The sequence below is a fragment of the Cytobacillus sp. FSL K6-0265 genome (genome assembly GCF_038003465.1).
Taxonomy (GTDB): Bacteria; Bacillota; Bacilli; order Bacillales; family Cytobacillaceae; genus Cytobacillus; species Cytobacillus stercorigallinarum.
The window spans coordinates 2313992-2339946 of the sequence record NZ_JBBOPE010000001.1; the positions used below are offsets into that span (position 1 = coordinate 2313992).

The 25955-nt window shown below is 35.4% G+C and carries 25 protein-coding genes; 5 read left to right on the forward strand and 20 right to left on the reverse strand.

Annotation, left to right across the window (positions count from 1 at the left end; all coding sequences use genetic code 11):
• Positions 1-159: 159 nt before the first annotated feature.
• The 10 genes from MHH73_RS11800 to MHH73_RS11845 all read right to left on the reverse strand — a co-directional run bounded on the left by MHH73_RS11800 (position 160) and on the right by MHH73_RS11845 (position 10856).
• Positions 160-1122 carry a S8 family peptidase gene (locus MHH73_RS11800; protein WP_341066961.1) on the reverse strand — a complete coding sequence of 321 codons (963 nt, stop codon included), beginning with the start codon at positions 1120-1122 and terminating at the stop codon, positions 160-162.
• 163 nt (positions 1123-1285) lie between these two features.
• Complete coding sequence (gene mug, locus MHH73_RS11805) at positions 1286-1792, reverse strand: G/U mismatch-specific DNA glycosylase (RefSeq protein ID WP_341066963.1); 507 nt, start codon at positions 1790-1792, stop codon at positions 1286-1288.
• An 873-nt stretch (positions 1793-2665) separates the two neighbouring features.
• Positions 2666-3484: a phosphonoacetaldehyde hydrolase gene (phnX, locus tag MHH73_RS11810; protein WP_191814115.1), complete on the reverse strand. Its 819-nt coding sequence runs from the start codon at positions 3482-3484 to the stop codon at positions 2666-2668.
• Complete coding sequence (locus MHH73_RS11815; RefSeq protein ID WP_341066965.1) at positions 3484-4575, reverse strand: 2-aminoethylphosphonate--pyruvate transaminase; 1092 nt, start codon at positions 4573-4575, stop codon at positions 3484-3486. Before MHH73_RS11815 ends, phnX begins: the two co-directional genes overlap by 1 nt.
• 14 nt (positions 4576-4589) lie before the next feature.
• The gene (locus MHH73_RS11820) at positions 4590-5579 is read right to left on the reverse strand and encodes an extracellular solute-binding protein (RefSeq protein ID WP_191814119.1); all 990 of its coding nucleotides are present in this window, start codon (positions 5577-5579) and stop codon (positions 4590-4592) included.
• A gap of 16 nt (positions 5580-5595) precedes the next feature.
• Positions 5596-7218: an ABC transporter permease subunit gene (locus MHH73_RS11825; RefSeq protein ID WP_341066970.1), complete on the reverse strand. Its 1623-nt coding sequence runs from the start codon at positions 7216-7218 to the stop codon at positions 5596-5598.
• Positions 7211-7963 carry an ABC transporter ATP-binding protein gene (locus MHH73_RS11830; RefSeq protein ID WP_341066974.1) on the reverse strand — a complete coding sequence of 251 codons (753 nt, stop codon included), beginning with the start codon at positions 7961-7963 and terminating at the stop codon, positions 7211-7213. The genes MHH73_RS11825 and MHH73_RS11830 overlap by 8 nt, the downstream gene beginning before the upstream one ends.
• Before the next feature lie 56 nt (positions 7964-8019).
• Positions 8020-8790, reverse strand: a complete 771-nt coding sequence (locus MHH73_RS11835; protein WP_341066977.1) for a DeoR/GlpR family DNA-binding transcription regulator — start codon at positions 8788-8790, stop codon at positions 8020-8022.
• A 252-nt stretch (positions 8791-9042) separates the two neighbouring features.
• Positions 9043-10311 carry a TRAP transporter large permease gene (locus tag MHH73_RS11840; protein ID WP_191814127.1) on the reverse strand — a complete coding sequence of 423 codons (1269 nt, stop codon included), beginning with the start codon at positions 10309-10311 and terminating at the stop codon, positions 9043-9045.
• Positions 10308-10856, reverse strand: a complete 549-nt coding sequence (locus MHH73_RS11845; RefSeq protein ID WP_191814128.1) for a TRAP transporter small permease — start codon at positions 10854-10856, stop codon at positions 10308-10310. Before MHH73_RS11845 ends, MHH73_RS11840 begins: the two co-directional genes overlap by 4 nt.
• 191 nt (positions 10857-11047) lie before the next feature.
• On the opposite strand from MHH73_RS11845, the gene MHH73_RS11850 reads away from it, so the two are divergent.
• Positions 11048-12076, forward strand: a complete 1029-nt coding sequence (locus tag MHH73_RS11850) for a DctP family TRAP transporter solute-binding subunit (protein ID WP_191814130.1) — start codon at positions 11048-11050, stop codon at positions 12074-12076.
• Positions 12077-12158: 82 nt separating this feature from the next.
• Positions 12159-12329 (forward strand): DUF4083 family protein, encoded by a 171-nt coding sequence (locus MHH73_RS22465; protein ID WP_225230617.1) that lies wholly within the window; start codon positions 12159-12161, stop codon positions 12327-12329.
• A gap of 440 nt (positions 12330-12769) precedes the next feature.
• Here MHH73_RS22465 and MHH73_RS11855 read toward each other — a convergent pair whose 3' ends face one another.
• The 8 genes from MHH73_RS11855 to MHH73_RS11890 all read right to left on the reverse strand — a co-directional run bounded on the left by MHH73_RS11855 (position 12770) and on the right by MHH73_RS11890 (position 22686).
• A complete protein-coding gene (locus tag MHH73_RS11855; RefSeq protein WP_191814134.1) occupies positions 12770-14002 on the reverse strand; it encodes a S41 family peptidase in 1233 nt (410 codons plus the stop codon).
• A 400-nt stretch (positions 14003-14402) separates the two neighbouring features.
• The gene (locus MHH73_RS11860; protein ID WP_191814136.1) at positions 14403-14837 is read right to left on the reverse strand and encodes a peptidylprolyl isomerase; all 435 of its coding nucleotides are present in this window, start codon (positions 14835-14837) and stop codon (positions 14403-14405) included.
• A gap of 341 nt (positions 14838-15178) precedes the next feature.
• Positions 15179-15721, reverse strand: coding sequence for an HD domain-containing protein (locus MHH73_RS11865; RefSeq protein WP_191814138.1), 543 nt, complete (start codon positions 15719-15721; stop codon positions 15179-15181).
• Between the two features lie 274 nt (positions 15722-15995).
• Complete coding sequence (locus MHH73_RS11870) at positions 15996-18071, reverse strand: transglycosylase domain-containing protein (protein ID WP_191814141.1); 2076 nt, start codon at positions 18069-18071, stop codon at positions 15996-15998.
• 106 nt (positions 18072-18177) lie between these two features.
• The gene (locus MHH73_RS11875) at positions 18178-20415 is read right to left on the reverse strand and encodes a DEAD/DEAH box helicase (protein ID WP_341066986.1); all 2238 of its coding nucleotides are present in this window, start codon (positions 20413-20415) and stop codon (positions 18178-18180) included.
• 146 nt (positions 20416-20561) lie between these two features.
• The gene (locus tag MHH73_RS11880; protein WP_341066988.1) at positions 20562-21332 is read right to left on the reverse strand and encodes an alpha/beta fold hydrolase; all 771 of its coding nucleotides are present in this window, start codon (positions 21330-21332) and stop codon (positions 20562-20564) included.
• A gap of 165 nt (positions 21333-21497) precedes the next feature.
• Positions 21498-22076 (reverse strand): TerD family protein, encoded by a 579-nt coding sequence (locus tag MHH73_RS11885; protein WP_191814145.1) that lies wholly within the window; start codon positions 22074-22076, stop codon positions 21498-21500.
• 28 nt (positions 22077-22104) lie between these two features.
• A complete protein-coding gene (locus MHH73_RS11890) occupies positions 22105-22686 on the reverse strand; it encodes a TerD family protein (RefSeq protein ID WP_191814147.1) in 582 nt (193 codons plus the stop codon).
• A 301-nt stretch (positions 22687-22987) separates the two neighbouring features.
• Between MHH73_RS11890 and MHH73_RS11895 the strand changes: the two genes are divergently transcribed.
• Positions 22988-23713 carry a hypothetical protein gene (locus MHH73_RS11895; RefSeq protein WP_341066992.1) on the forward strand — a complete coding sequence of 242 codons (726 nt, stop codon included), beginning with the start codon at positions 22988-22990 and terminating at the stop codon, positions 23711-23713.
• Positions 23714-24046: 333 nt separating this feature from the next.
• Here MHH73_RS11895 and MHH73_RS11900 read toward each other — a convergent pair whose 3' ends face one another.
• A complete protein-coding gene (locus MHH73_RS11900) occupies positions 24047-24883 on the reverse strand; it encodes a 3D domain-containing protein (RefSeq protein ID WP_191814151.1) in 837 nt (278 codons plus the stop codon).
• Between the two features lie 299 nt (positions 24884-25182).
• On the opposite strand from MHH73_RS11900, the gene yhfH reads away from it, so the two are divergent.
• Entirely contained in the window at positions 25183-25314 is a 132-nt protein-coding gene (gene yhfH / locus MHH73_RS11905) for a protein YhfH (protein WP_191814154.1), read from the forward strand.
• A gap of 121 nt (positions 25315-25435) precedes the next feature.
• Here yhfH and MHH73_RS11910 read toward each other — a convergent pair whose 3' ends face one another.
• Entirely contained in the window at positions 25436-25627 is a 192-nt protein-coding gene (locus MHH73_RS11910) for a cold-inducible protein YdjO-related protein (protein WP_191814156.1), read from the reverse strand.
• A 121-nt stretch (positions 25628-25748) separates the two neighbouring features.
• Between MHH73_RS11910 and MHH73_RS11915 the strand changes: the two genes are divergently transcribed.
• Complete coding sequence (locus tag MHH73_RS11915; protein ID WP_191814158.1) at positions 25749-25895, forward strand: hypothetical protein; 147 nt, start codon at positions 25749-25751, stop codon at positions 25893-25895.
• Positions 25896-25955 lie beyond the last annotated feature (60 nt).

Consider the following 25955-nt stretch of genomic DNA (forward strand, 5'->3'; position numbering starts at 1 on the left):
TCATTAAATAGTCTCAATTCATTCATAATAAGATACATGCAATCACTAAAACAAACCTACCAAGCCTAGAGAAACTTCTATCTATCATTATTAGACAAAAAAAACAAGAACAAATTCAATGAAGTGAATTTGTTCTTGTTTTTTAATCAACTCAATATATTAACTACTTACTAATCTATTTTTTACTACTTCAGTTAATACGCGGTTTAAATGTTCTGGTACTGTTAAATAAAGGAGACCGTTTCCTTCTAATTTTGGCGAATAGCCTAGTGGAACAGTTCTTCTAATAAGTTGCGCATATGACTCTGGCTCTGAGAAATCTCTTTCAAAAGTAATTTGAGATAGATCTTTTATTAACGCCAAAGCCCCTGCGACGTGCGGTGCGGCCATTGATGTACCGCTAAGTTTTGCATATTTACCATTTAAAAAAGTAGATAAAATTTCTTCCCCAGGAGCGACCAAATCAATTTCCGTATGAGAATTGCTGAAAGGCGATGATTCGCGGTTTAAATTAACGGCTCCAACACTGATGACTTCATTATATGAACCTGGATAAGCAAGCTCATCGGTGTTATCATCCCCGTCACCTTCATTCCCAGCCGCGCAAACGACGAGAATATTTTCCCTTACGGCTTGTTGTATCGCTTCATGTAGTTCTGGAACATCTGCAGGCCCACCTAGTGACATCGATATAATATCGACTTTCTGTTCAATCGCATACAATATTCCATTTATAATCCAATCATATTGACCAGACCCATCTTTGTTCAACACTTTTACAATGAACAAATCTGCTTCCGGGGCTACACCAATTACTCCTGATTGATTAGCAGTAGCTGCAATTGTACCAGCAACATGTGTGCCGTGACCATTATGGTCATCTAATATATCTGGTGAACTCCCATCATCGTCTGTAAAGTTTCTACCACCTATAATTCTCGCTTTTAAATCGGGGTGGTCCATGTCACAACCTGTATCTAATATTGCCACCTTCATGCCTTTTCCTTTCGTCTCTTTCCAAATCTCAGGTGCCTGAATCAATTGTATTCCTTGCGGTGTTTCATTGACATCTGCCACTTGATCATTGACTGTGTAAGGCATTACTCTAACTAATTGCTTCATCCTTTATCCCTCCCTAACATAATCGTGAAAACCCATTTTGGTCCCATGAACGCATAGACAAGATAATTTTGAAGCGATACAAGTTGTATCTTTATTATAACAAAAGATTAAATATTCTGAAAGAAATTAGACCTTTTTTTCTCTCGGACTTTTTTCCTGTTTTTTACTTCCCTAACTTTTGCCTCAATTGTTTATAGATATCTACAATTTCATCTATTTTCATTCTTACAAGTCCACTTGACGAAGGAGCAACAAAATCAATTACACCCGGTACAACCGATTCGCTCTGGAACCCCCAAGATATCTTCTTTTTCTTACTAAATTCTTGATATACGCCCTTCCCTACATAACAGGCCACTTCAGGTTGATATTTTTCTAGTTTCTCTAATAGCTCCAATCTACCTGCTTGATATTCTTCCTTCGTAATATCACTAGCCGCTTTTGTTGGTCTTGAAACGATATTTGTTAAACCATATCCTAATTCAAGTAATTGATGATTTTCTTCTGGTAAGTAAATCCGTTCAGTCAATCCGGATTGATAGAGGATTTTCCAAAACCGGTTATGACGATTGGCGTAATGAAAGCCAGTTTCTGCAGACTTGACACTTGGGTTAAACCCAATAAATATGACTTTTAAATCCTTCTTGAGATGATCATCTATCGGTTTCATTTATCATTACTCCTTTATTTCTTCATACCATAACCATAGCATGTATATGATATTTTTTGCATTGATACAATCTACTAATTTTGAAGAGTGGAAGGAGAGATGAGCGATCGTATGTATGAAGGTTCTAATAACAAACGACATCAACAATCATTAAAAAGTGCTGTGATTATCTTTACGATCATGATTAATGTACTATTTGGAAGATTTCTTAATTTTTAAAGTGTTGCCCTTTACAGAAGACAAAAAATCCTCTCTAAAAATCAGAGGATTTTTACGCATCATATGCTCTAAAGCCATACTCCAGTAACTCAATAGCTAAGCTTTTTTCTTCTTTAATGATGAAGGGCGGATGCCATGTGATGCAATTGCCAGCTGCTACTTTAAACGATAGTCCATGCTGCAAACAGTAGTAGAAAAAAAACTCGGTCAGTTGCTCATTAATTTCTTTTGTTTCTCTGCTTTTAACAAGCTCGATAATTATTTCAGTAAAGCGGCAACTTGTGGCATAATACCTCGCCTACACTTTCCCCAATACAAGGATATCTGGCTGGGTATCATATAATTGATTCACATAACATTCACCGCTTCGGTAAAAGGCGTTCGAATTTCATCAAAAATAGTAAGGTCCATGTTCGTCACATATTTTTCTTAACCTTTTAAAATAAGATTTTGGAGGAATATGCGTGACTGTTGCTCTAATTGGCTTTAGTAATTTATTCATAATCACAGACTCCAAATAATTTAACGACTTTTGAGCGTTATCTTCTGGTGAACTTGCATCAAAGACATTCCGGTAGGACTGGTAAGGTATAACTTTAATTATCATCGGCAACATTGGACCAATAACCTTTTTAAAAACAGAGAAGTGCTTCTTTACTTCTCAATAGCTTCCCTTTCCTCCCCGGATACTTGAAGATTAATTGTTTCTATCAGTGAGGGTAATTCTGTCATTGTCTCAATTGTAAAATCAGCCCCTGCGCTTATAAAGGCTTCTTTTGTTCGTTCCATTTCTTTCAATCGTTCCTCTCCTGATAATTTGTTAAACTCATTGATTGATAAGCCCATTTCAGAACTACCAACTATCACCCCAACCGTCCATACGCCTGCTTGTGCACCTTCTTTAATATCTGAAATCGTGTCTCCAACCTTCACGACGTTTTTCACACTCGATATTTTTAATGCCTGCAAGTTTTTAAAGATCATAAACGGATACGGTCGACCGTACGAATCGGTATCATCAGCGGTAAAGTAACAATCAGGTGTATAGCCTTTTTCCTTTGCTAAGGGTACAACAATATCCATCATTGAACTCGTATAGCCTGTCGTTGAACCTATTTTCACCCCATCTGCTCTTAACTCTTTAACCGTTTCGACCACACCAGGTATCGGATCAGTAAAATGAGCTAATGATTGCAATAAAGCCGGTTCGAATTTGCTATACAACCTTTCTACATCTGATTCAGTAAATGGCTTGCCGTGTTGTTCTTCCCAAAGACATCCTATCCGATGCATTGACAGCATTGCGCGTATATGATCGATCTTTAGCATTCCCATTGGTTCTCTCGCCTCTGCTATCGTCACCTCAATGCCTGCATCTTTAAAAATATCAATAAAGACGTTTACAGGTGCAAAACAACCAAAATCTACTGTCGTACCCGCCCAATCAAATATTACTGCTTCAATTTTTTTCATTACGCTTTCACTCCCAAATAGTTTTCGATAATATCACATAAACGGTTAATATCTTCTTCGTAAATTTCGCCAATATTGCCCATTCTAAAAGTATCTTCATCAGTTAGTTTTCCTGGATAAATAACAAATCCATGTTCTTTCATATAATCATAGAAAGCTTGAAAACTAAATTGATCGTTCGGATAAATAAAGGAAGTAATAATCGGTGATTGTTTGTCCTCACTAATATATGTATCAAATCCAATGGCTTTCATTCTCTTCCTTAATAACTGATTATTATTTCGGTATCGTTGTTCACGAGCAGGAATCCCTCCTTCTGTGTTCAGTTCATCCAAGCTCTTCCCGAAAGCAGCAACGACATGAGTTGGCGAAGTATAGCGCCATTTACCATCTTTGTCCATCGCTACCCATTGATCATATAAATCGAGTGATAGGCTTCGTGCATTACCTTTACAAGAGATGATTTTCTCTCTTTTAACAATCACAAATCCAAACCCTGGTACTCCTTGAATACATTTGTTCGCACTACTTATTAAGAAATCAATCCCAAGCGCGGGTATATCAATTTCCATTCCGCCAAAGCTTGACATTGCATCAATAATTAATGTTTTATTTGTTTCTTTAGCAACGTTTGCGATCATCTCAAGTGGATTAAGAATACCTGTCGTTGTTTCACAATGGACCATGACGATATGTGTAATCTCATTATCTAAAGACAATAAATTTCTAATCTCTGCTTCTTTCGGATATTCATTATAGGCAGCAGCATAATGCGTATGCTTAATACCGATATAGTTGGCGATTTTGACAATCCTCTCCCCATAGGCACCGTTCGTAATAATCAATGCTTTATCTTCTTTACTAAAAGCAGAAGTCATAACTGATTCCACTGTAAAAGTGCCGCTACCTTGCATCAAGACTACGGTATAGTCATCATTTTCTGCATGAGCAAGTTTTAATAAATCTGTGCGAATTTTTTGCGTAATTTGCTTATAATCTTCATCCCAAGTACAACGATCAAACAACATTTCTCTTTTGACCGCCTCTGTCGTTGTTAATGGACCTGGTGTTAATAATTTATATTCTCTCATTTGTAAACTCTCCTTTATTTAGCTGAATTAAAGAATGCTTGATGTTTCTCTAATAACTCTACTGTCATTGGTTCTGGGAATATTTTTTGATTGCTAGCAATGTTTTCATCTGCAACCGTCTCGCCATCGTATAAAGCAACTGGATAATAGTCGATTAAACCTTCTCTCGCTTCTTTTACCAGAACTTCAGCCATTTCTTCCGCTAATTCTTTTTTCCCCTCACCCTTATCAATGATGGCAATCGATTCTGTAGTTGAGAAGTTCCCTTCTGTTGGGTCGATAAAATCAATTGGTGCGCCTTCCGTTTTTGCAGCAACGGCTTGATGACGCAACCCAAACCCAACGGCCACTTCCCCTGCTTGCACCTTTTTAATAGAACCAGAACCTGAACTTTCTAAATGAGGACCCGCATTTTTTATAATCCCAGCCATTACATTCCTACCCGCTTCTTCTCCATACTCACTAATAATTGCTTGAATAAGCATCCACCCTGTGGAAGAATCCATAATATTAGGAATTGACACTAAGCCTTCGTATTGCGGTTCTGCCAACTCTTTTATTGAGGTCGGTACTTCTAGCCCTTTTTGCTCTAAAAGAGAAGTGTTATAAAATAATGAACCAGTATTAGCTAATAAAGGCGTATAAAAGTCAGGATATTCTTCTAAACTACTTGTATCAAAACTTAAATCCTTAAACATGTCATGTTGCTTTTCAGCACTTTCTAAAAAGTAAGAGCTCATTGTGACGATATCTGCTTCGATACTTTTCCCTTCTGCTAATAATTTTCCTCCTAATTCTGATGTTCCTAATGATTGAATTAAATAGTCTCCTTCAAAGCCAGCGTCGTTTAATGTTTCTTCCATCACGTTTACTGCTTCTTCATCACCATTTGATAAGATTACGACTTGATTACTGTCACCACTTGCTGCCTCCCCTCCACATCCAGCTAGAATCATGACGATAGCAACTGCCAAGAGTGTGAACCATTTTTTATTTTTTCTCATGTTACATCCCTCACTTTTATATGTTTTTTAATGATCTTCTTTTTTGTAAATAATCACAGAGTAATTTGATAATGAGATTTGTGAAGAAAATCAGTAAAGATAGGACAAAAATGTCATTAAATTTAGCAAAATGCTGTAGTTCTTTGATCTTACTTGAAACAAGCGATGTTTGAGCAGATACGAGAAAAATAATCCCGCTAATCGTGACCATCGCATTAATAAAATAATAACTAAACATTTCTATCACTGTGCCCCAAGAGTTTGGCAGAATCACTCGGTAAATCGTTTTAAACCAACTATCTCCGAGTAATCCTCCCGTTGTCTCCCATGACGGGTTCATCTTAGATAAAGAATTTTTCGCCATTAAGTAAGGCGTTGTGTAGTAGTGAACAATATTGCATACAATAATAATGATAAATGTGCCTTTTAAACTACTATTATTGAAAAGTAATAGATAGGATAAACCAAGTACCATACCAGGCAAGGTATTTGTAATCATTGAAACAATATCAAACGCGCCTTTTCCTTTTATCTTTGTTCTCGCATTAATAATCGCTGAACTGTAGGCTATCAAGATCCCAAAGATTGTCGTAAAAAGAGCAACGATTAGAGAATTCTTATAAACACCAATGAGATCATTTGATTGAAATACATTGATGAGATGATTCCATGTAAAAGTTAAATTGTAAGGAAAACTTGTTAAAAACGGTGCAATGAACATCACTAGAAAGACAGATAACATGCCGATTAAGACAATGGAAACAAATAACGCAAAACTAATATCTCTTCCTTTATGTTCAACCATTTCAATTTCAGTGATTTTGTCATAATGGAAATTGAATCGTTCTAAATATTGCAGTAAAAACACACCGAATAGGGCTGGTATGAGCATTAATATAGCGATGACTGCCCCGTGGCTGAAATTCGGAATCGAACCAAGCATGACTTGATAAAGCTGAGTAGAAACCACCGAATAGGTTCCGCCAATCGAAGCCGGTATCCCATAATCAGTAAAACTTAGAATAAATGAAAGGACAAAGGCTCCACCTATTGCTCCAGTTAAAGGACGTAAGATGGTATGATAAAAGCTTCTCCAAGTACCATCTAACATCAACTTTGAAACAACCATGAATCTCTTATCTATATACATAAACGAGTTATTAATAATTAAAAAGGCAGCCGGTAAAGTGTAAATTGTATAGCCTAACAACAACCCATTAAATCCATAGATATTAAATAATGGTTGTCCTAAAAGCTGTGTGATCAATCCTTGATTACCAAAAGAATACATAATCGCAAAACCATATGTAATAGTAGGTAATAACATAGGAATAAGTATCCCGACTTTAATGATACTTTTATACTGATGTTGAATATTGGTACAATGTAATGCGTAAGCAATCATAAACGCTAACACAGTTGAAATTACGGCTGTTAACCCTGAAACTTTTATACTGTTCATGAACGCTGTTAGTAATTCGCCATTCGCTAGTACATTTATATAATTGGATAATTCAAGGCCCTTTGTTGTTTGAAAGGAACGGTAGAACAATGCCAACATTGGCAACACAAGAAATACCGAGAATAATAGGATGATAGCCAAATAGATGACTTTCATTTCCAACTTGATATTAGGCATATTGCTCACCAAACAAATGAAAAATATTTTGCCTTTTAATGTGGAGTTGTTTCAGAATAAATTCTTTCACAAATTCATTGTTCGGTTCATGAATGATTTCATGTGGGGTGCCAAATTGTGACACATGACCTTGATTAATAATTAAAATCTTATCTGACAAGGTTAACGCCTCTTCGGGATCATGCGTAACAATAATGGTTTTTAATTGATATTGCTTAGCAATCGACTTGATCCTTTCTTTAATTGACTCTTTAATTACCCCATCTAGTGCACTTAACGGTTCATCTAATAGAAGAATTCTTGGTTTCATCACTAACGTTCTCGCAAGTGCGACTCTTTGTTTTTGCCCTCCAGATAGCTGACTGATTTTCTTGTCCAAATGGGGACCGAGCTCAAGAAAATCAATATATTCTTTTAATTCTTTCTTTGAGTCAGTAGACTTCTTATTCTTCAAGCCATAAACAATATTTTCATAGGCGTTTAGATGGGGAAATAAGGCATAATCTTGAAAAACAATATTAAAACCTCTATCCTTCATCTTTACATTCGTTAAATCTTCATTTTTATAATAAATTTTTCCACTATCCATTTTTGTCAAGCCTAAAATGATGTTTAATAGCGTTGTTTTCCCACTTCCACTTTGACCAAGAAGTGACACGATTTCTCCTGCTTGAATCTCTAAATCAATATTTTCTAATACTGATTTGTTATGATATTTTTTAGATATATTCTCGAGTTTGAGCATATTTAAATCCTCCTATAGTTAGAAAATTCAATATTTTAAAATGAATTCCCCGCTCTTCAGCTTTTTATCCATTGTTCTTTAGTAAGGTCAATTGAGTACGGATAGTCAATATTCGTAATAAAATAATTTACTTCTTCTAATGATGCAATTTTATAATTGGCTACCTTATGCACTTTTGAATCATCACTTAGAACAATAGATTTTTTTGATTGCGAGATAAATACTTGTGATAATAGGCATTTGTCTATATCATAGCTTGTAAATCCAGCTTGATTAGCGACACCGTCGATGGCAATAAATGCTTTATCGACATAAAATTCTTTTGCCATCTTTTCTGCCAAAGATCCGGTTGTACGGAAATGATCATGACGAACATGTCCACCTAAGAAGATGAGTTCACCTGTGAAACTTCTTAACTCCTCTCTTTCCATTAATTTAATCGCGATGGGAAAAGAATTCGTTATCACTGTAATGCCGTCTTTCATTAATAAACCATCAGCCATCTGCATCGTTGTACTGCCTTCATCAATGAAAAGAACATCACCATCTTCAACAAGAGTAGCTGCTTTCCTTCCAATCAATTTCTTTTCTTCGATATGTAGAATTTCTCTTTCAAACATCGACAACTCATTATTTACAGGCTCAACTTTGACTGCGCCACCATGAACTTTTTTTATTTTATATTCATTTGATAATTCTTCTAAGTATCTACGAATGGTTTCCGTTGATACATGAAATTCTTTCGCCAATTGATTAACCTTCACTTGCCCAACCTCTTGGATTAAACTCATAATCTTTTTCTTTCTTTCTTCGGCTAGTAAAGACATACATGTTTGCTCCCTTAATCTTTTTATTGTTTTACTTTGTTTTATTTTGTTTTATGTTGTTTTTTTATTATATAAGCAAGAATATCACATGTATATCATCCTGTCAGAGAGTCTCACAAACATTTACAAAACCTTACATATCATTTACATCCCCTTAAAGGGTTTTACATATTTCTTATATTAGATGTACTTATAACAACACAAAAAAAGCCGCCAAAGACATTGCATTGGTCGGCTCTATTACTCAATTATTTACTCTGCTAACAGTAATGAGATTTCTGGAAAGACAATAACGAGAATAAGGGCAATAACCATGAGTAAGTAAAAGGGGGCGACACCTCTTATGACTTCTCCGATTTTTGCTTTTGTGATCCCACTAACAACGAATAGATTTAATCCAACTGGAGGTGTAATCATTGCTAACTCCATATTTATCGTCATGATAATAGCAAAGTGGATTATATTAATATCGAACATCACTAATACAGGCAGTAAAATGGGAAGGGTAATTAAAATAATCGCCGTTGCTTCTAAGAACATGCCGAGTAGGAAGAACATCAAATTCACACCAATGATAAATATCCATTTATTTGCTGAACTTGCTTCAATCCATTGTGCAAAAATTTGTGGTACTTGTTCTGTTGTTAAAAACATGCCGAATACCATCGCAGATGCTATAACTAAGAAAATCATTGCGGTAATATTAATAGACTCTTTTAATACTTCGCGAAATTTACTGAAGGTCATCTCTTTGTAAATAAATATCGACACAATTAAACCGTATAAACAAGAAACAAAAGCCGCTTCAGTTGGCGTGACAACCCCACTATAAATGCCACCTAAAATAAAAACAGGTAGTAAAAACCCCCAGATTGCCTTATATGTCTTTTTCCACCTTAATTGAAAGGGAACTTTTTCTAATCTACCATAATTATGTCTCCTTGCATGGAAGATAGCTGAACACAAAAGTAAACCAGTTAGTAACAGACCTGGGATTATTCCTGCAGCAAATAACTTCCCTACTGAGGCTTCTGCAACTGTAGCATAAATAATTAATGGAATGGACGGCGGGATTAAAATACCTAATGTACCAGCAGCTGCCACTAAGCCCATCGAATATCTTTTACTATAACCTGCCTTTACCATCGCAGGAATCATAATCCCACCAATTGCTGCAGCTGTGGCCGGACTTGAGCCTGAGATGGCAGCAAAAATCATGCATGCAAGGATAGTGACCACAGCTAATCCACCGCGAAAATGACCGACCCATGATTTTAGTGCTTCAATCAAGTGAAAGGAAATGCCTCCTTTGGACATAATCACCCCTGCAAAAACGAATCCGGGAATAGCCATTAAAGTTGCCGAGTTTAAAGCATTAAACATCTTTAAACTAACCGTATAAAGTGTGAAATCTACCATAAATAAAGCAATGATACTAGATAGCCCAAGACTTACTGCGATTGGAACTCTTAATAAACAAAGTATCGCAAAAACAACAAAGAGGACAATGATCGCACTCATAAACTAACCCCCTTGTTATTATTTTCTCTATTTTGTTGTTCTATTTCTTCATATAATTCTTCTACTTCACCTGTTAGCTCTTTCTTATCACCTTTAGCAGATTTATAAGCTTTTCTAATGAAGTAAAGCCCTAGTAGCCCCATGCTGATAGGTAAGACAAGTAAGGTGATCCAAATCGGAATACCAACATCAACAGTTTCAGTTCCTTGCACTCTTGTAAGCGTTACCAATTTAATACTTGTAAACATTAAAAAGAAGGCGAATCCCGCACCGATACAATTGCTAATACAGTTAATAATCATTTTTGCTTTGTAAGGTAAACGATCAAATAGGAGTTCAACACTGATATGACGATTTTCTTTTAAAGCGATACCAAAGCCCAAAAATATGGACCAAACAATCAAAAATTCAAAAATCTCTGTCACCCAAGCTTGTGGCATATTGAGAATATACCTTGTAAATACCCCATACAGACTTACAAACACGCCAGCAATAAAAAACAAGCCAGCCATTCCCTCTTCTAAGTTTGATAGTTTCTTAAGCATGTCGATTATCAACTCCCTTTTGTAGATTGTATCCAATATTTATACTTTACTATATAACTAACAAATAATAAACAGAATATTTTATTATTTTTATTTATTCACAATTTTCATTTATTTTGTTATAATTTTAGATATTGTATCCAATCTACTATTTTGTAAGCGATTTCTTTTTGTGACGAGGAGGGTTTTTCATGTTAAAAGTAAAATCAATTTTTGTCCTTTGCCTTTTGATTCTCGTTGGAACACTTCTGTCTGGTTGTCAAAGTCATCCGACACATGCAGATGCTACACAAGTAAACGGCATTCAAGCAATGACTATTAAGATATCCCATGTAGTTGCAGAAAATACCCCGAAACATAAGGGGGCATTAAAAATGAAAGAAGTGATTGAAGAGCAATCCAATGGGAAAATTCAAGTTGAGATTTTTCCTAATAGCTCCTTGTTCGGTGATAAAGATGAATATCAAAACTTAATTGCCAATAATGTACAATTCATCATGCCAGAAATGACAAAATTAGTTGGTTCTGAAGTTGGTTTTAATATCCCAGGCATGCCGTTTCTGTTTGAAAATGACGAAGCAGCTGAAAGCTTTTGGGATGGGCCAAAGGGAAAAGAAGTGTTAGCGCGTTTACAAAAAGATAAGGTATTAGGATTAACGATGTGGCCAAATGGAGCTAAGCATGTAACAAATAATACTCGCCCCCTATCCTCTCCACGTGATTTTTCCGGTTTGAAAGTGCGGACAACTGGAGGGCAACTATTAGAAGAACTATATAAATCATTAGGTGCGGGCTCAAGTTCAATCCCATTCGGGGAGTTATATACTGCCTTGCAACAGGGAACCGTCGATGGTCAAGATAACCCGTTTAGTAACATCGAATCGAAAAAATTTGCCGAAGTCCAAGAGTACTTAACCATTATCGGTATGAACCGTGTTGACTATGCACTACTAACAAACACAACTTTTTGGGATGGATTAAATGAAGAAAGCAAACGCATTGTGCAAGCTGGCATCGACGCAGGTACAGAGATTGCTAGAGATTCTGCTGAAAAGCTCAATAATGAAGCTTATGTAAAAATACAAGACGAAAGTGATATAGAAGTGAATGAACTAACTGATGAAGAAATCGAAGCTTTTAAAGACCATCTACAGCCCGTGTATAATAAATGGAAGAAAATTATTGGCGAAGATATTATTGAGGATGCTGAAAATAGATAATTGATACTTCCAATAATCTCCATACCATGTATAATGGTAAGAAACGATTGAATGAGGTGTGATAGAGGTAATGACTGGAGATATGGTCTTTCAAATGATAATGTTACTGCTCCTTTTAGCTATTTTATTCATATTCACTGTAGCTGTAAAAGTTCTTTTTCGGAAAAAGAGGAGGAACCCAACCCTCGATGTAGAGGAAAAATTAGATAAAATTATTGCATTATTGGATAGTGAAACAAATAGGAAAAGGTAGAAGGCGTTCTATATTTGGCGCTTTCTTCAGGATGGTTTAACCGTTTAGCTTGTCTTTGCTGTTCTAAAAGATTTTCGCTTTAGAAAAGCTATATCACCTTCTTCTATCATAAAATGATTCAATTTTTAAAAGTACTATTGTCATAGTAAAACAATAAAGGAATAATAGGAGGATAAAACTTTGCACTATCTCGGTATATCATTCGCACTTTTTGGGGCATTATTGATGGTTATCAATCTTTATTTCCTACCATCCCACCAATATGATATAGTTAGATATATTTCTGGCACGTTTTTTTGCTCGGAATCATTCTTACTCCCCAATATATTATAAAAAAAGAGAAAAAAACAAAATAACAAGCCAAACTAACACTTTTAAAAAGAATTGAAGCCTATCAACTCTACCTACCTCATGAAAATATGCTATTTCTCTTCAATTACTCATTCATTTCCAGCAGTAATTATCTCTAAAGCTTTCTCTAGTTGTCCATCACCATTCATAAGGTCGCCAATTGTCCGTGTGATTGGTATATCAACATTTAATAATTCATTACCGGATGGATCAAGTACAGGTCTAACAAACTCGTGTTGAGAAATAGCAACTTTTATTTTTGAATGGGGCAGCTCAATGATCATCACTTCTCCATCATGATTCGAGTTCATACCTGCCGGCTCACCAATCAGCTTCCCCAAACCATTATCTTTTAATATCGTGGCGAACATCGTTCCTGAGCTGAATGTACCTGGTCCAGTTAAAATATAAAGTTCTCCTTTATACTTCCCTTTATTTTTAGTTTTCACCACCACTTTGCGGTCTCCATCTACTTTACCCACTCGGTAACTTAAATATTGATTCACGTCCAGATAGTTTATCCACTCATCAGCAACTGTTGAATCCCCACCACTATTATGTCGCAAATCTAGTATGACCTTTTTAATTCGTTGCTCTTTTACACTTTCAAAAAAACTCGCTATTGATTGTTGATAGCTACTATCATTTATTGAATGTATTAATTGAAAATAACCTACATTCACCGTATCATAACTCAATATTTCCCACCTGTAGGGCTCATCATGATTATTAATGGTTTCCATTGTTTTATATGCTAGCTCCAAAGTTATTATTCTGCCATTTCGCTCTACCTTCAATTCAACCATTTCATCTTTTTCAATTCCAATAGATTGTAAAATGCTATCTATCGTTAACAAATTGACCAAATGTTGAAACCGCCCTTCATGATCATAGGATATATACGGCCTTAATTCATCCAATAATTCATCAATCTCTTTCGCACCAATCGCCAAAATCTTGTCCCCTTTTTTGGCTTGTCCATCCTCACTCTGCAAAATATAAACGTCATTATTAACATTTACTAATGATATTGGTAGTTTTTTTTCTGTTTCATTAAGTAATACATTCGTATGAGAATCCCCAATTTTGGCAATAACTCTCATTAATTCCATCGAGAACGATGAATGATCATCGATTGCCTCTAGTTCATTATAAAAATGAGCCATTCCTTCTTGATTAGTTTTAAAAGCTGGATGTACAGCATGTAACTTGTGAAGCAGAAAATCAATATCCTCTTTTCTTTCTTTAACCAAACTATTTCCATCTGCATGATTAACAAAAATTGTACTCAATAAAAGCAAATATAGTATGATGCGATTCATCACTTACCCCACATTTATGTATTATATAATCCTATTTTATATAAATTATAGCAAAAAATGTATATATTAAAATTAAAATTATTCGTAAGTTAAACTTCTATTAAGAATTGGTACTAATAGAACAACTTTATGTCAATTTCTAGGAGATTATGTGTAGGGGGGAAATAGGGGTTGTTCAGCTATTCGATGAATAGGCTTATGATTAAATGGAAGAAATTTCATTTGCTAAATTTTCACCCATTCTCATCATATATAACAGCATCCTGCAGTATTAATGGCAAGCTCACTTACCTTTCTTCCCTCATTTTTAAAAAGAACCTTCAAGTAAGAAAAAAACCCAGACAAAAGTCCGGGTTACATTCCAGCTTAAACTAGCTAGTTTAAGCTTAGAAAAAAGGCATTAGTCTTCAACGACAACCTTTTCCATTACGTCACCATTTTTCATCGCTTTCACAGCTGGCATGCCAGATGTTACTTTTCCGAAAACAGTGTGTACACCATTTAGGTGAGGTTGTGGCTCATGTACGATGAAGAATTGGCTGCCACCAGTATCTTTTCCAGCATGCGCCATAGATAATGATCCTTCTTCATGTTTATGTGGATTTCCTTCTGTTTCACATTTAATCGTGTAACCTGGACCACCTGTACCTGTTCCAGAAGGGCATCCTCCCTGTGATACGAATCCAGGAATTACACGGTGGAAAGTTAAACCGTTGTAAAAACCCTCATTAATTAGCTTTTTAAAGTTTGCTACTGTACCTGGCGCTTCATTTGGGTATAATTCAAATTCAATTTTTTCTCCGTTTTGTAGCTGTATGTATCCTTTTTCAGACATATATAACACTCCTTTTATATTTCAAAATCCTTTCTATCATAACATTTTTTTATATAAGAATAAAATCTGAAGGTAAATAAATTTAATTGAAGCACTTATTATGTTCCAAATAAGCTTAAGAATAGTAATAAAAGAAATATGACCGATGCATAAAATGAGACATGGAGAAAAAAAGTAGTGAGGTTGAATTTTATTTCTTCAGTGTTAAAGGTTTGTCTTTTCGTCCGTTTTTGCATATCATCACCATCCTTATGTAGATGTTAATAATATTCGTTATTCAAGTGACATAATCCTCCAAATTTAAGCAAAATAAATAGCCCTTCGTTTGTATGAAGTGCCATTTATTCAGCTTGTCTTTGCTGAAGTTGTTGCGTTAAATGACGATCAATGATGCTGTCTAACTTTTGTAAACTTTGCCTTGCTCTGTCAGCAGTAATGGTGCGGTAATGGTGGGCTCCTCCTGGTTCTTCATCCATTTCATCTGCTCTTTTAACAATGGATTGTAAGGCGGTACGGTCCACTTCCCCACCTGGTAAAAAAGAATCTGTATGAAATAATATCGCTAGTGAAACTTGTTTGGCTCTAATCGGATTTTCACCTAAGCGAATCAGTAATTTATGGGCTCTTTCCGCTCCTTTTATCGCATGAATATCGTTTTTACGATATAATTCATAGTCCCATTTACCATTTTGATTATACCAAGTGTAATGACCGATATCATGTAAAAACCCTGCTTTTGCAGCTAAGTCGACATCCACATTTTCTATCTTTGATAATTTAACTGCATGATAAGCAACCGCTACAGCATGGGCAAGACCTGATCTTGTTACATATTTCTTGGCAATATGATGATCAAAAATATCAGTTAATGTAACATCTCTCATAAAAATACCCTCCTCTTTTTATCCTTTACCTTATTTATGCCCCTCTATACAACTGTTGGCTTATAAAGTTATCATATACATTTTCATTGTCGAAAGTGTTAGGGCATATTATATGGAAATAGATATTTTAACTATACATTTTACTTGTTTTCTCGGAAAATTACTAGTGTTTTGTGCGATTATCTAACAAGAATGTTAGTGAGCAATGACTCTACCACCACTTATCCTTAATAAATAAAAGTAGCACCCAGTTCGTTCAGGTGCTACTCCCTTCTTAATTTACATATTCATTCCATTTATCGCGCAAGTATCTCGCAAAATCTTTTCCTTCTTCAATGCTTTCTTTCATAAATTCTTTCCAAACGGGCAGTTCTTCTTTTAGTTTTTCACCTAGCTTGTCAGATTGTTCCTTAATGGTGGTTTCCATTTTCTCTTTTGCTTTGTTAAAGGCTTCTCCACTACTATTGTTCACTTCTTTAGGTTCAATAGCGCCTTCCATAACCGCTTTGAAAATCGGTACAACATTTGTCGAGGTGCTTCCTGATAAGTAATGTTCTCGGTCCGTTTTATCATACCCCAACCACACTGCTCCAACGATTTCACCTGTATAACCAACAAACCACTGATCTTTTGTTCCATTTAAATCAGCATATGGCAATTGAGTAGAACCTGTTTTCCCCGCAAGTGATACACCTTCTATTTTGGCACCTGCTCCCGTTCCATTTTCAATGACGTCCTCAAGCATTGTATCCATTTTTTTTGCGACTGATTTTGATGTTACCTTTGTAACCTTATCATCATGGGCAACAATTTCATTACCTGTTGGTCCAACAATTTTCGTAATAAAATGAGCATCATGTCGCTTTCCTTCATTAGGGAAAGTAGAATAAGCTTCTGCTAGTGTTAATGGAGATATCCCTTTATGCATACCACCTAAAGCGATACCTAAATACTCATCTTCCTTTTCATAAGGAATCCCAAATCGCTGCAAAGAATCTAACCCTTTTTTCAATCCGATTTGATCTAGTAACCAGACAGCAGGTGCATTAATCGAATCAGCAACTGCTTTTGTCATCTCTACTTCACCAAAGTATTGATCGTTCACATTTGTTGGTGTGTAGTCACCATACGTTACTTTTTCATCTTGTAACATTGAATCTGGCTCATAATCTTCTTCAAGCGCAGGGGTATAGGCAGCTAATGGTTTTAATGTTGACCCTGGTTGTGCTTTTATATGTGTCGCCCGGTTAAACCCTCTAAAGACATGTTCGCCTCTTCCACCTACCACTGCACGGACACCACCAGTTTGCGGATCGAGTAGAACGGCTCCACTTTGAACAAGGGTATTACCATTACCATTAGGGAATAGTGCGTCATTATGATAAGTCACTTCTAAATTTGATTGGATATTTTGGTCCATTTGTGTGTATATTTTATATCCTCTTGTGAAAATTTCCTCTTGAGTTAAACCATAGCGGTTAATCGCTTCATCTAGTACCGCATCTACATAGTAAGGATATTGCCTCTCAAATGTATTTTTTTCCCCTTCTTTTAACACAATTTCTTCTGCAACCGCTGTTTCATACTCAGCGGTTGTAATCATGTTTAGCTCCTGCATTTTAGCTAATACGATATTCCTTCTTTTCATTGCTCCTTCATAGTTTTTATAAGGGTCCAGATAAGAAGGTGATTGCAATAAACCTGCAAGCATCGCTGATTCACTAATTGTTAACTCGCCAACATTTTTACTAAAATATTGATTGGCTGCGTTGTCAATTCCCCAGGCACCACTACCAAAGTAAACTTGATTTAAGTACATTTGCAGTATATCTTCTTTTTCATACTCTTTTTCAATTTCAACTGCCAGAAATAGCTCTTCTATTTTACGCCGGTATGTTTGCTCAGAAGTTAGTAATGCATTTTTAGCTAATTGCTGCGTAATTGTACTTCCCCCACCTGTGATTCTACCAGCAAATAAATTGCTTACAAACGCCCTGGTCATTCCTTTTAAATCAAAGCCATTATGTTGATAAAAGCGCTCATCCTCAATGGCAACAACCGCATTTGGTAAATGTTCTGGTAGTTCTTCAAACGAAACTCCTTCAGTACGATTTGTGGCAAAGCTTGACGCTTCATCCCCATCCTTATCATATATGACAGTAGATTGCTTTAAGCCTTCTTGTAATGTAGACACATTGGCGTTTACAGCAAGGAAAGCAAAAAATAGAATCGCAAGTAAAATAAAAGTCAATCCTAGTAATAATCCGATTTGTGTTAAATGATATTTTTTCCAAAACTTCTTTATCCATTGCCATAAAGTTTTTAGTCTCTCTTTTAGTTGAGCTTTCATTGTTTTACTCCTTCATATAAATGGAAAAGTGAAGAGTTTTTTATTTACTCTCCTCTATTAAATAGAACGTAATAAAAGAAAATAAGTTTCATTTTTATATTATTTTCTACCAACCATTAGATTTTACCCAGTTGACTAATGTATTTGATATGATCCTTGCATTGACATAAGGGGGTAATAAATTAGTCATTGCTTCAAAAGGAGCGCCAACCCATAAAATATCATCATCAATCATAATAAATGCAAAGCTCGGATGACCTTTCATATGACTAGCAGAAGGAAGCTCAGATAAATGCGTCTCGCTACAAATTGTAAGTAATCCCCTTTTAATAAGTGATTGAAATACTTCTAAGTAAGGGGATTGAACACTAAATGTCCTTGGCAAACCAACGATCACTTGTTTTTTGGCATGATGTAAATCATAGAGTAAGCGTTCGCGCTTTTTAGCATAATGCCAAGACAATTTCGGATGCGAGTGATTCATCCATTGCCCTATTTCAGCGGGACCAATTACATGTCCTTCGCTTATTTGATGTTGCCATAATTTTTTCCATATTTTCTTACTTGATACATGGCGTCTTATAAACGTACCATTTGCGATATGAATAAACTTCCCTTTTGTACGTGTAAGCGCAACATTCAATAAACGTTCACTATTTTGACCGGTTAATAACATACCTGGTCTTGTTTCTGGATCCCCATCGACTGTATCAAATATCATCATATCCTGTTCACTCCCTTGAAAGCGATGGACAGTTGCTGACACAATTTGCGCAGTCATTTTCTCCTTCTCATAGATTTCATCTAAGAACTGTGTCATTAATATCGCTTGTGCTCTATAAGGTGTGACGTAGCCTATTGAGCGATTGCCTGCCTTATAAGCCTCATGAATAAGTTGAAAAGAGAGCAATAGTTGCCAGAGATTCACGCGAGAATGCGTTGCTTTTTCCTTTATGCAATAGGCACCTGTACTCGATGTATCTAACAATATAGAGGCACGCATAGGAAATGGTTGACTTTCTACAATGTTCTCTCTCGTTTGATAGACAGAATGATGATCGACAACGAGGGACTGATAAATATATTCATTAGTGAATTTTGATATATCTGGGTGCATTCTTCTTTGTTCATTTAATAAGAATAACTGTGGATGAAGTTTCCCTTCATTCTCTTGGTTAACGACACCAGCATGGTGAAAAATATCTTCCTGTAACCATTTCTTCACTAAAGGATGCTTTGCTGAAGCAATTGGCGGTAGCTGTTTAAAATCTCCACAGATAATTGTCCGTTTTCCTAGAGAAGTAGCAAGAGCAATTTGAGGGATGTATGCCATACTTGCTTCATCTAAAATAATATAGTCGAATTCATCTTCATAGATGAGCGGATCAGTTGCCATTTTCGCCAATGTTGTACCAATGATTCTTGATTGCTTCACGAGGGTATTTTCTTTTTTCTTCAATTTTTCATGTAATGTATGAAGCTTTTTTTCTATTTCAACTAATTGCCTACTATCACGTTGGCTAAAGGAAGAAGATAGATCTAATTTTAATCCTGCTCTTTCCTCCATTAATTGATTTTTCTCTTCTATTAAATCACCATCACTAATGTTCAATAAACCTGTCGCTGTAATTGAAACAAACTGCTTCATGAATTCATCCGATTGTCTGCCATACCTTAATAGATCACCGAGATTATATTTCTCCTTCTTCAAGAGAAACTGATAAACTTCCGCCATAAGAACATCCACTGCTTGATTACTATGTGCGACAACTAATATCCGCTGATTTTTTAAATATTTATTTGCAGCTACTCTTGCTAACGTATAGGTTTTACCGGTTCCTGGAGGTCCCCAAACATAAGTAATTGGATTATACTTCGATCGTAGTACTAATTCATGTAATGGTGATTTAATTTTATCTTGCTGATGTTTTACCTCAGTTGAGGGATTCATCAGATGCTTTATTCTTACTCTTTTTTTCTTTTGATCCTTTATTTCCGCTAGCCTCTGAAAGAGTTGATCTAACAACTCCCAAGGGTCATGCTGTAATTGGGCTTCATGAATATCTTCACCGAGATAATCTTCTATCGTTACAATGATATTTTTCCCTTCTACCGATACCATCCGGCCCTTTGACTTTCTTTCACCCCAAAGAACGGTAATGGTTGAACCAATTGGAATCGATAAAGGAAAATGAACTTCAAAGTAATAACTATAGCCCTCTTTTGCGTCTAATTTTCTTCCAGCAAAAAGATGATAGCTCTTACTACCAAATTGTTTTAAATGACTGATTTCTGCTGCAATCGCTTTTTGCCACTCTTTTATATAAACTTTTGTTGATACCATTCACTCATACTTCCTTTGTTTTCATTCATAAATATTTACTATACCATATTTACGAACAAGTAGACGCTACTTGCAATAAAAAGATCACTAGCCTATATGCCATTTTTCAATAAAAGATTTCAGCTCCATACTTAGTACATAAATAATCAAATTACTCTGTAATCCTTAGGTAAATCACCTTTTAGGAGCCACCTTTCAACCATATCATTAAACAAGTCAGGTTTTGCCAAAGGAAAGCCATGACCAATTTTCGGTAAAATCACTCCTTGGCAATTTAAATGAGAAGCTACAATGTCTGTTGCCGATTTTTTCATTACCGCCTTTTCTTTCTCACCGACAGTAACCAGTATTTTCGTTTCTGCCTGTTTAAATGCTTTAGGTATTCGAAACGACATGTTTTCTTGTAATACTCTAATGAAGGTTTCCATTTCCATTCGAGCACTTTCTTCATAATACTTTTCAAAGTAGGCTTCATTTACGTACAATGTTTTAGCTTGGATTCTGGAAAAATATTTATTTTTGATTAAAGGAAATGACCATTTGATTGTGGGTATTATCCATTTTTCTATGTGTGGATAGGGCCTGACCAAAGCACTATTGATGATGGCAAAATCTATTAAATAGGGTTTCATGCTTAATATTTGTATAATCACTTGCGCTCCTAGAGAAAAGCCGATTAGTATTATTTTCTTACCGCTCGCTTTTTGTTCGATTAAGTTTATAACTAATTCTGCACTACCTTTTATGGTAAATTTAATATCATCACTGTGTAAACCATGCTCAGGTAAGTCTGGAACAATGCAATGATAATGCGGGAAATGTTGAATTTGTTTATCCCACATCCAACCACTTACTCCACCGCCATGTAAAAATACGATTAAAGAGGCACTTTTATCACCGTATTCTGAAAACTTCAATGCCGCTTATTTCACCTCTCCTCCTTATAAACGAGACCGATTTATTAATATGCTCTGTTTATTTTAGAAACGTAATTGTCGTAACTTATCCCTCTCAACAATCATGAATGAGAGATCTATGAAAGAGGCTCAATCATTATAAAAAAATGATTGAGCCTCTCTTCCTTATACTTCTAAGCCATAGTTTTTACATAATGCTGCTAGTCCACCTGAGAAGCCACTACCAATGGCATTGAATTTCCATTCGTTATTGTGGCGATATAGCTCACATACAACCACAGCTGTTTCAATAGAAAAATCTTCTCCTAAATCATAACGTAGAAGTTCTTCATTTGTTTCTTCATTTACTAAACGGACAAACGCATTAGAAACTTGTCCGAAATTTTGCTTTCGTATTTCTGCATCGTGAATTGTAACAGCAATTCCGATATGATCAACAGTTGAAGGGATTTTTGAAAATTCAACAATTAATTGTTCATCATCCCCATCTCCTTCACCCGTACGATTATCTCCTGTATGTATCACTGCAGCTGATGGATGCTCCAACTGATTGTAGAAAACAAAATCTTGATCTTGCTGGCAACGATTTTGATGATCTGCTAAAAAGGCGGACGCGTCTAGGTCAAAGGCTTCTCCGCCACTATACTTGTTCGTATCCCAACCAAGACCGATAACAGCTCTTTTTAATCCCGGGTTTGTTTTTGTTAAATCGATTCTTTGTCCTTTTGATAATTGAATAGCCAATGAGACTCCTCCTTTTATCGCGTTAAGATTAACCTACTTGTAAACCGTAATCAGTTGCAATTCTTGCTAAACCACCTTGATAGCCTGAACCAATCGCCGAGAATTTCCACTCACCATTATGACGATATAATTCCCCAACAATGACAGCTGTTTCAATAGAGAAATCTTCTCCCAAATCATAGCGAATCAATTCTTCGTTGCTTGCTTCATTTAAAATACGAACATAAGAATTTGCAACTTGTCCGAAATTTTGCCCTCTTCCCTCTGCATCATGAATCGTAATTACAAACGAGATCTTTGCAATAGAAGCTGGTACATTGGATAAATCAACTTTTATACTTTCATCATCGCCATCACCAACACCTGTGCGATTATCCCCTGTATGTACAACTGACCCATTCCCACCTTCTAATTGATTGTAGAAAATAAAGTCTTTATCCGAAGAACATTTTCCAGATTCATCTAATAAAAACACACTAGTATCTAAGTCAAAATCTTTGCCACCGTCATATTTATTTGTATCCCAACCAAGACCGATAACGACTTTAGATAGCCCTGGATTTGTTTTCGTTAAATCAATTTTTTGTCCTTTTGATAATGAAATTGCCATTTTTCATCTCTCCCTTTTTATTAAAAATTGTAAATATGTATATATTTAGTTTAAACGTTTCTTTGAAAAACGTAAACTGATTTACTCTCGCTTTACTTTTTAATACTAGATCCAATAAGCTTTGTTCCTTAAGCTTTAGAAGATTGCTGTTCTTTCATCTCCTCTGTTTATAGTACATACGTAATCCCCCCATAAATAGTTTCAAAATTTTTTCACTTAAATAGGTAAGCGCCTATTATTGCCACAGTTTAACAACGACCCTCATATGCTATAAAAACAGATATGAGGGAAGGTTTATATTTTGTCTAAACATGAGCAAGTAACGCCAGCATTATTTCTTAAGGAAAAAACCACGAGTAATCAAGATGTATTTAGAAAAAATTATCTATCTGACCTGTTAGAAGAACAATCACAGCTTAATCATAAAGTAACAAAACAGTATCGCAATTTACAATATCAGTTAGAGGAGACGTATGAAGATTTATTGAGCTATGCTAAAGATGAGAGTATACGCCACGAAAAAAATAGGCAGCAATACAATGAGGAATGGACTGCTCTTCAATCAGCCTATCGAGCACAAGAGCAAAATCAACGAGAGATGAGTGGTTCTCTTCAACAAATTGAAGAGAAAAACGAAGAATTACTCATTCAGTTACGAGCTAGTATGTCTTCATACGAAGCCCTATTAGAACAAGCATCTATTCAGGAAACAGCTATTTTAGAACTTTCACGAAAATTAGATAGCTTTGAGAAGCCGACTGAAAAAATGCTAGAGGAATTAACAGTCATTACTGATGATCAAGCTGCAATTAAAGACAAAATGGAAACACAAGATATCTATCATCAATCTGTTATGGAAAAACTCGAATCTCAAGATGCACTTAATGAGAAAGTATTAAGACAAATCGATCATTTAAAATCAATTATTTTTGAAAGAACAGCCTACCTTACAGAAAACTTTAAATCACTCATTTCTCCAGTGAAAAGTTTTTTTGTTCACCATGAGGAGAAAAACAAAAATAAATAAGACTAGATAAGATAAATTTCTTGCGCGAATTTTGGTTTATTTCAAATGCCTAATCGCGCATTTATTTTGCCCATTCCATTCATCCTCTTTTCAAAAAATTACACTTTTGTTCACCCATCGTTAGTACAGCCCAAAGGGGGTTGAGTAAAGGGGGGTTGCAACGCTCTCAAATGAAAAAATAGTAATGAAATCTTGAAAACGAAGTGGCACCGCTCACAACTCTCTTTTTTTCTAAGAAGACATAAAAAAATCCGAACCCATACATCTTTAGCGGTATGGGTTCGGACTTATCAGCTAACTATTATTCTCTTTTTACTATTTTCTATTAAACAATTAATCTAAGATTGTCACTTTTACTGTTTGTCTTCCATAATTAATGGCATCTTCTTTATTTGGAATAAAGATATCAATTTTATTTCCTTTAATCGCACCGCCGGTATCGCCAGCGATTGCTTCACCATAACCTTCTACAAATACTTTTGTTCCAAGTGGAATAACATTTGGATCAACTGAAATGACCTTCGCATCAGGATTCTCTTTTAAGTTAATACCAGTTGCTGTTACACCAGAACAACCTTCACAAGATGCTGTATATGCAGTTGCTTCCATTGTAATTTCTTTTGTTCCTTCTTCATTAGAGGAATTATTCGTGTTTTCCTCTTTTTTAGGTGCATCTACTGTCTCTGCAGGTTCTTCTTTTGCCTGTTCTTTGTTCGTATCTTTATTCACTGCTGGTTTTTCTTCTTTAACTGGTGTAGATTCGGTATTTTCTACCGGAGTATGTACCGGGTTTTCTTTCAAGATACTACTCGGTGCACCTGGATACACAACAAGCTCTTGGCCAGGATGAATCACTTCTGAACTTAACTGGTTCCAGTTTTTTAATGAATCGACCTTCACATCAAGTTCTTTAGCAATGCCCCAAAGCGTGTCGCCTTTATTTACTTTATATTTTTCTTCTTCATATACGTTTAACACATCTTCAATATAAATTGTATTTGAAGATAAGTTATTCCACTCTTTAACCTGTTCAACTGTCGTATTGTATTTTTGAGAGATGCTCCATAAAGTATCTCCCTTTTTGACAGTTACTTCCTCGGCTTGCACGCTTGCTGCAGCTCCTCCTGCAATAGTTGCTACAGCTAAAAATGATAATACTGATTTTTTCATTTCGCATAACCTCCTGTATAGCTTGTATTAGCTAACGGTGATAATCATAACAAAAGTTCGTTACAGGAAAAGAACAGGACAATAATAATCTAATGACTTATATAACAGAAGTTTAACAAAATGAGGTTTGTCTCTTAATAAATGTATTAATAGTAATTTCTCTTCCTTAAAATGAAAATTTTTCTCCCTTTTATTAAAAAATTCAAAAAATAGGTACACATTTTTATTTTCATCGTGTATACTGTATCATAACAGAAGGAATAATAAAATAATTGTTATATAAAAGGAGATGGAAGAAAATGATGAGTCCAGTAGAATTTTTTCAAACTTTACCTAAGAAAGTTTGCCCAGAATGCGGTCAAGTAATGGAGGAACAAGCCGAATCCTACTTAATGGAATGTGATCGTTGTCTTTCAAAAAAAGGAGAATAAAACGACAAAAACCGTGCAGTCGAAGTAGACTACACGGCTTTTTTGTACCACTCTGGCTAAAAATAAAGCGATTATCACAAACAAACTATGTTAATCGCTTTATTTTTAGCTTGGAGTTAAGTTACGTTAAGATTTCTGGGAGATCTCTTACTTCTAAAGTTGTGTCACTTCCACATAAAGGGCATTTCAAATCTACGGATACAAAATCCTTTCTCATCCAGCCATTACACGTATTATCTAAACAAGCATATACATCCGTACTTAAAATCACCACTTCAGGTTTTTCTTCTTGTGCTTTTTTATTAAAAAACATCGTGATCCCCCTTCAAATTTTAATCTTCTGCTATTATTATGGACAACTTTGCTTAATTTAATGAATATAAATCTGCGTAATTTTTCGTAAGTAACGTAAACTATAGAAAGAGGTGAATACAATGTCATCAAAAGAAAAGCGATTTACAGTTGCAGGAACAGATATTAATGAAGTAAAACAATTGAATCAACAGTCTGGTCTTTCTTATAATGAAGTAAAAACATTATTAGCTGCAAAATATATAAAATCAAAAAATGAGATGAAATAAAGAAGCTGCCTGCAAGCAGCTTCTTTCAGACCGTAGACAAACCCCACCTTTGCATTAAAG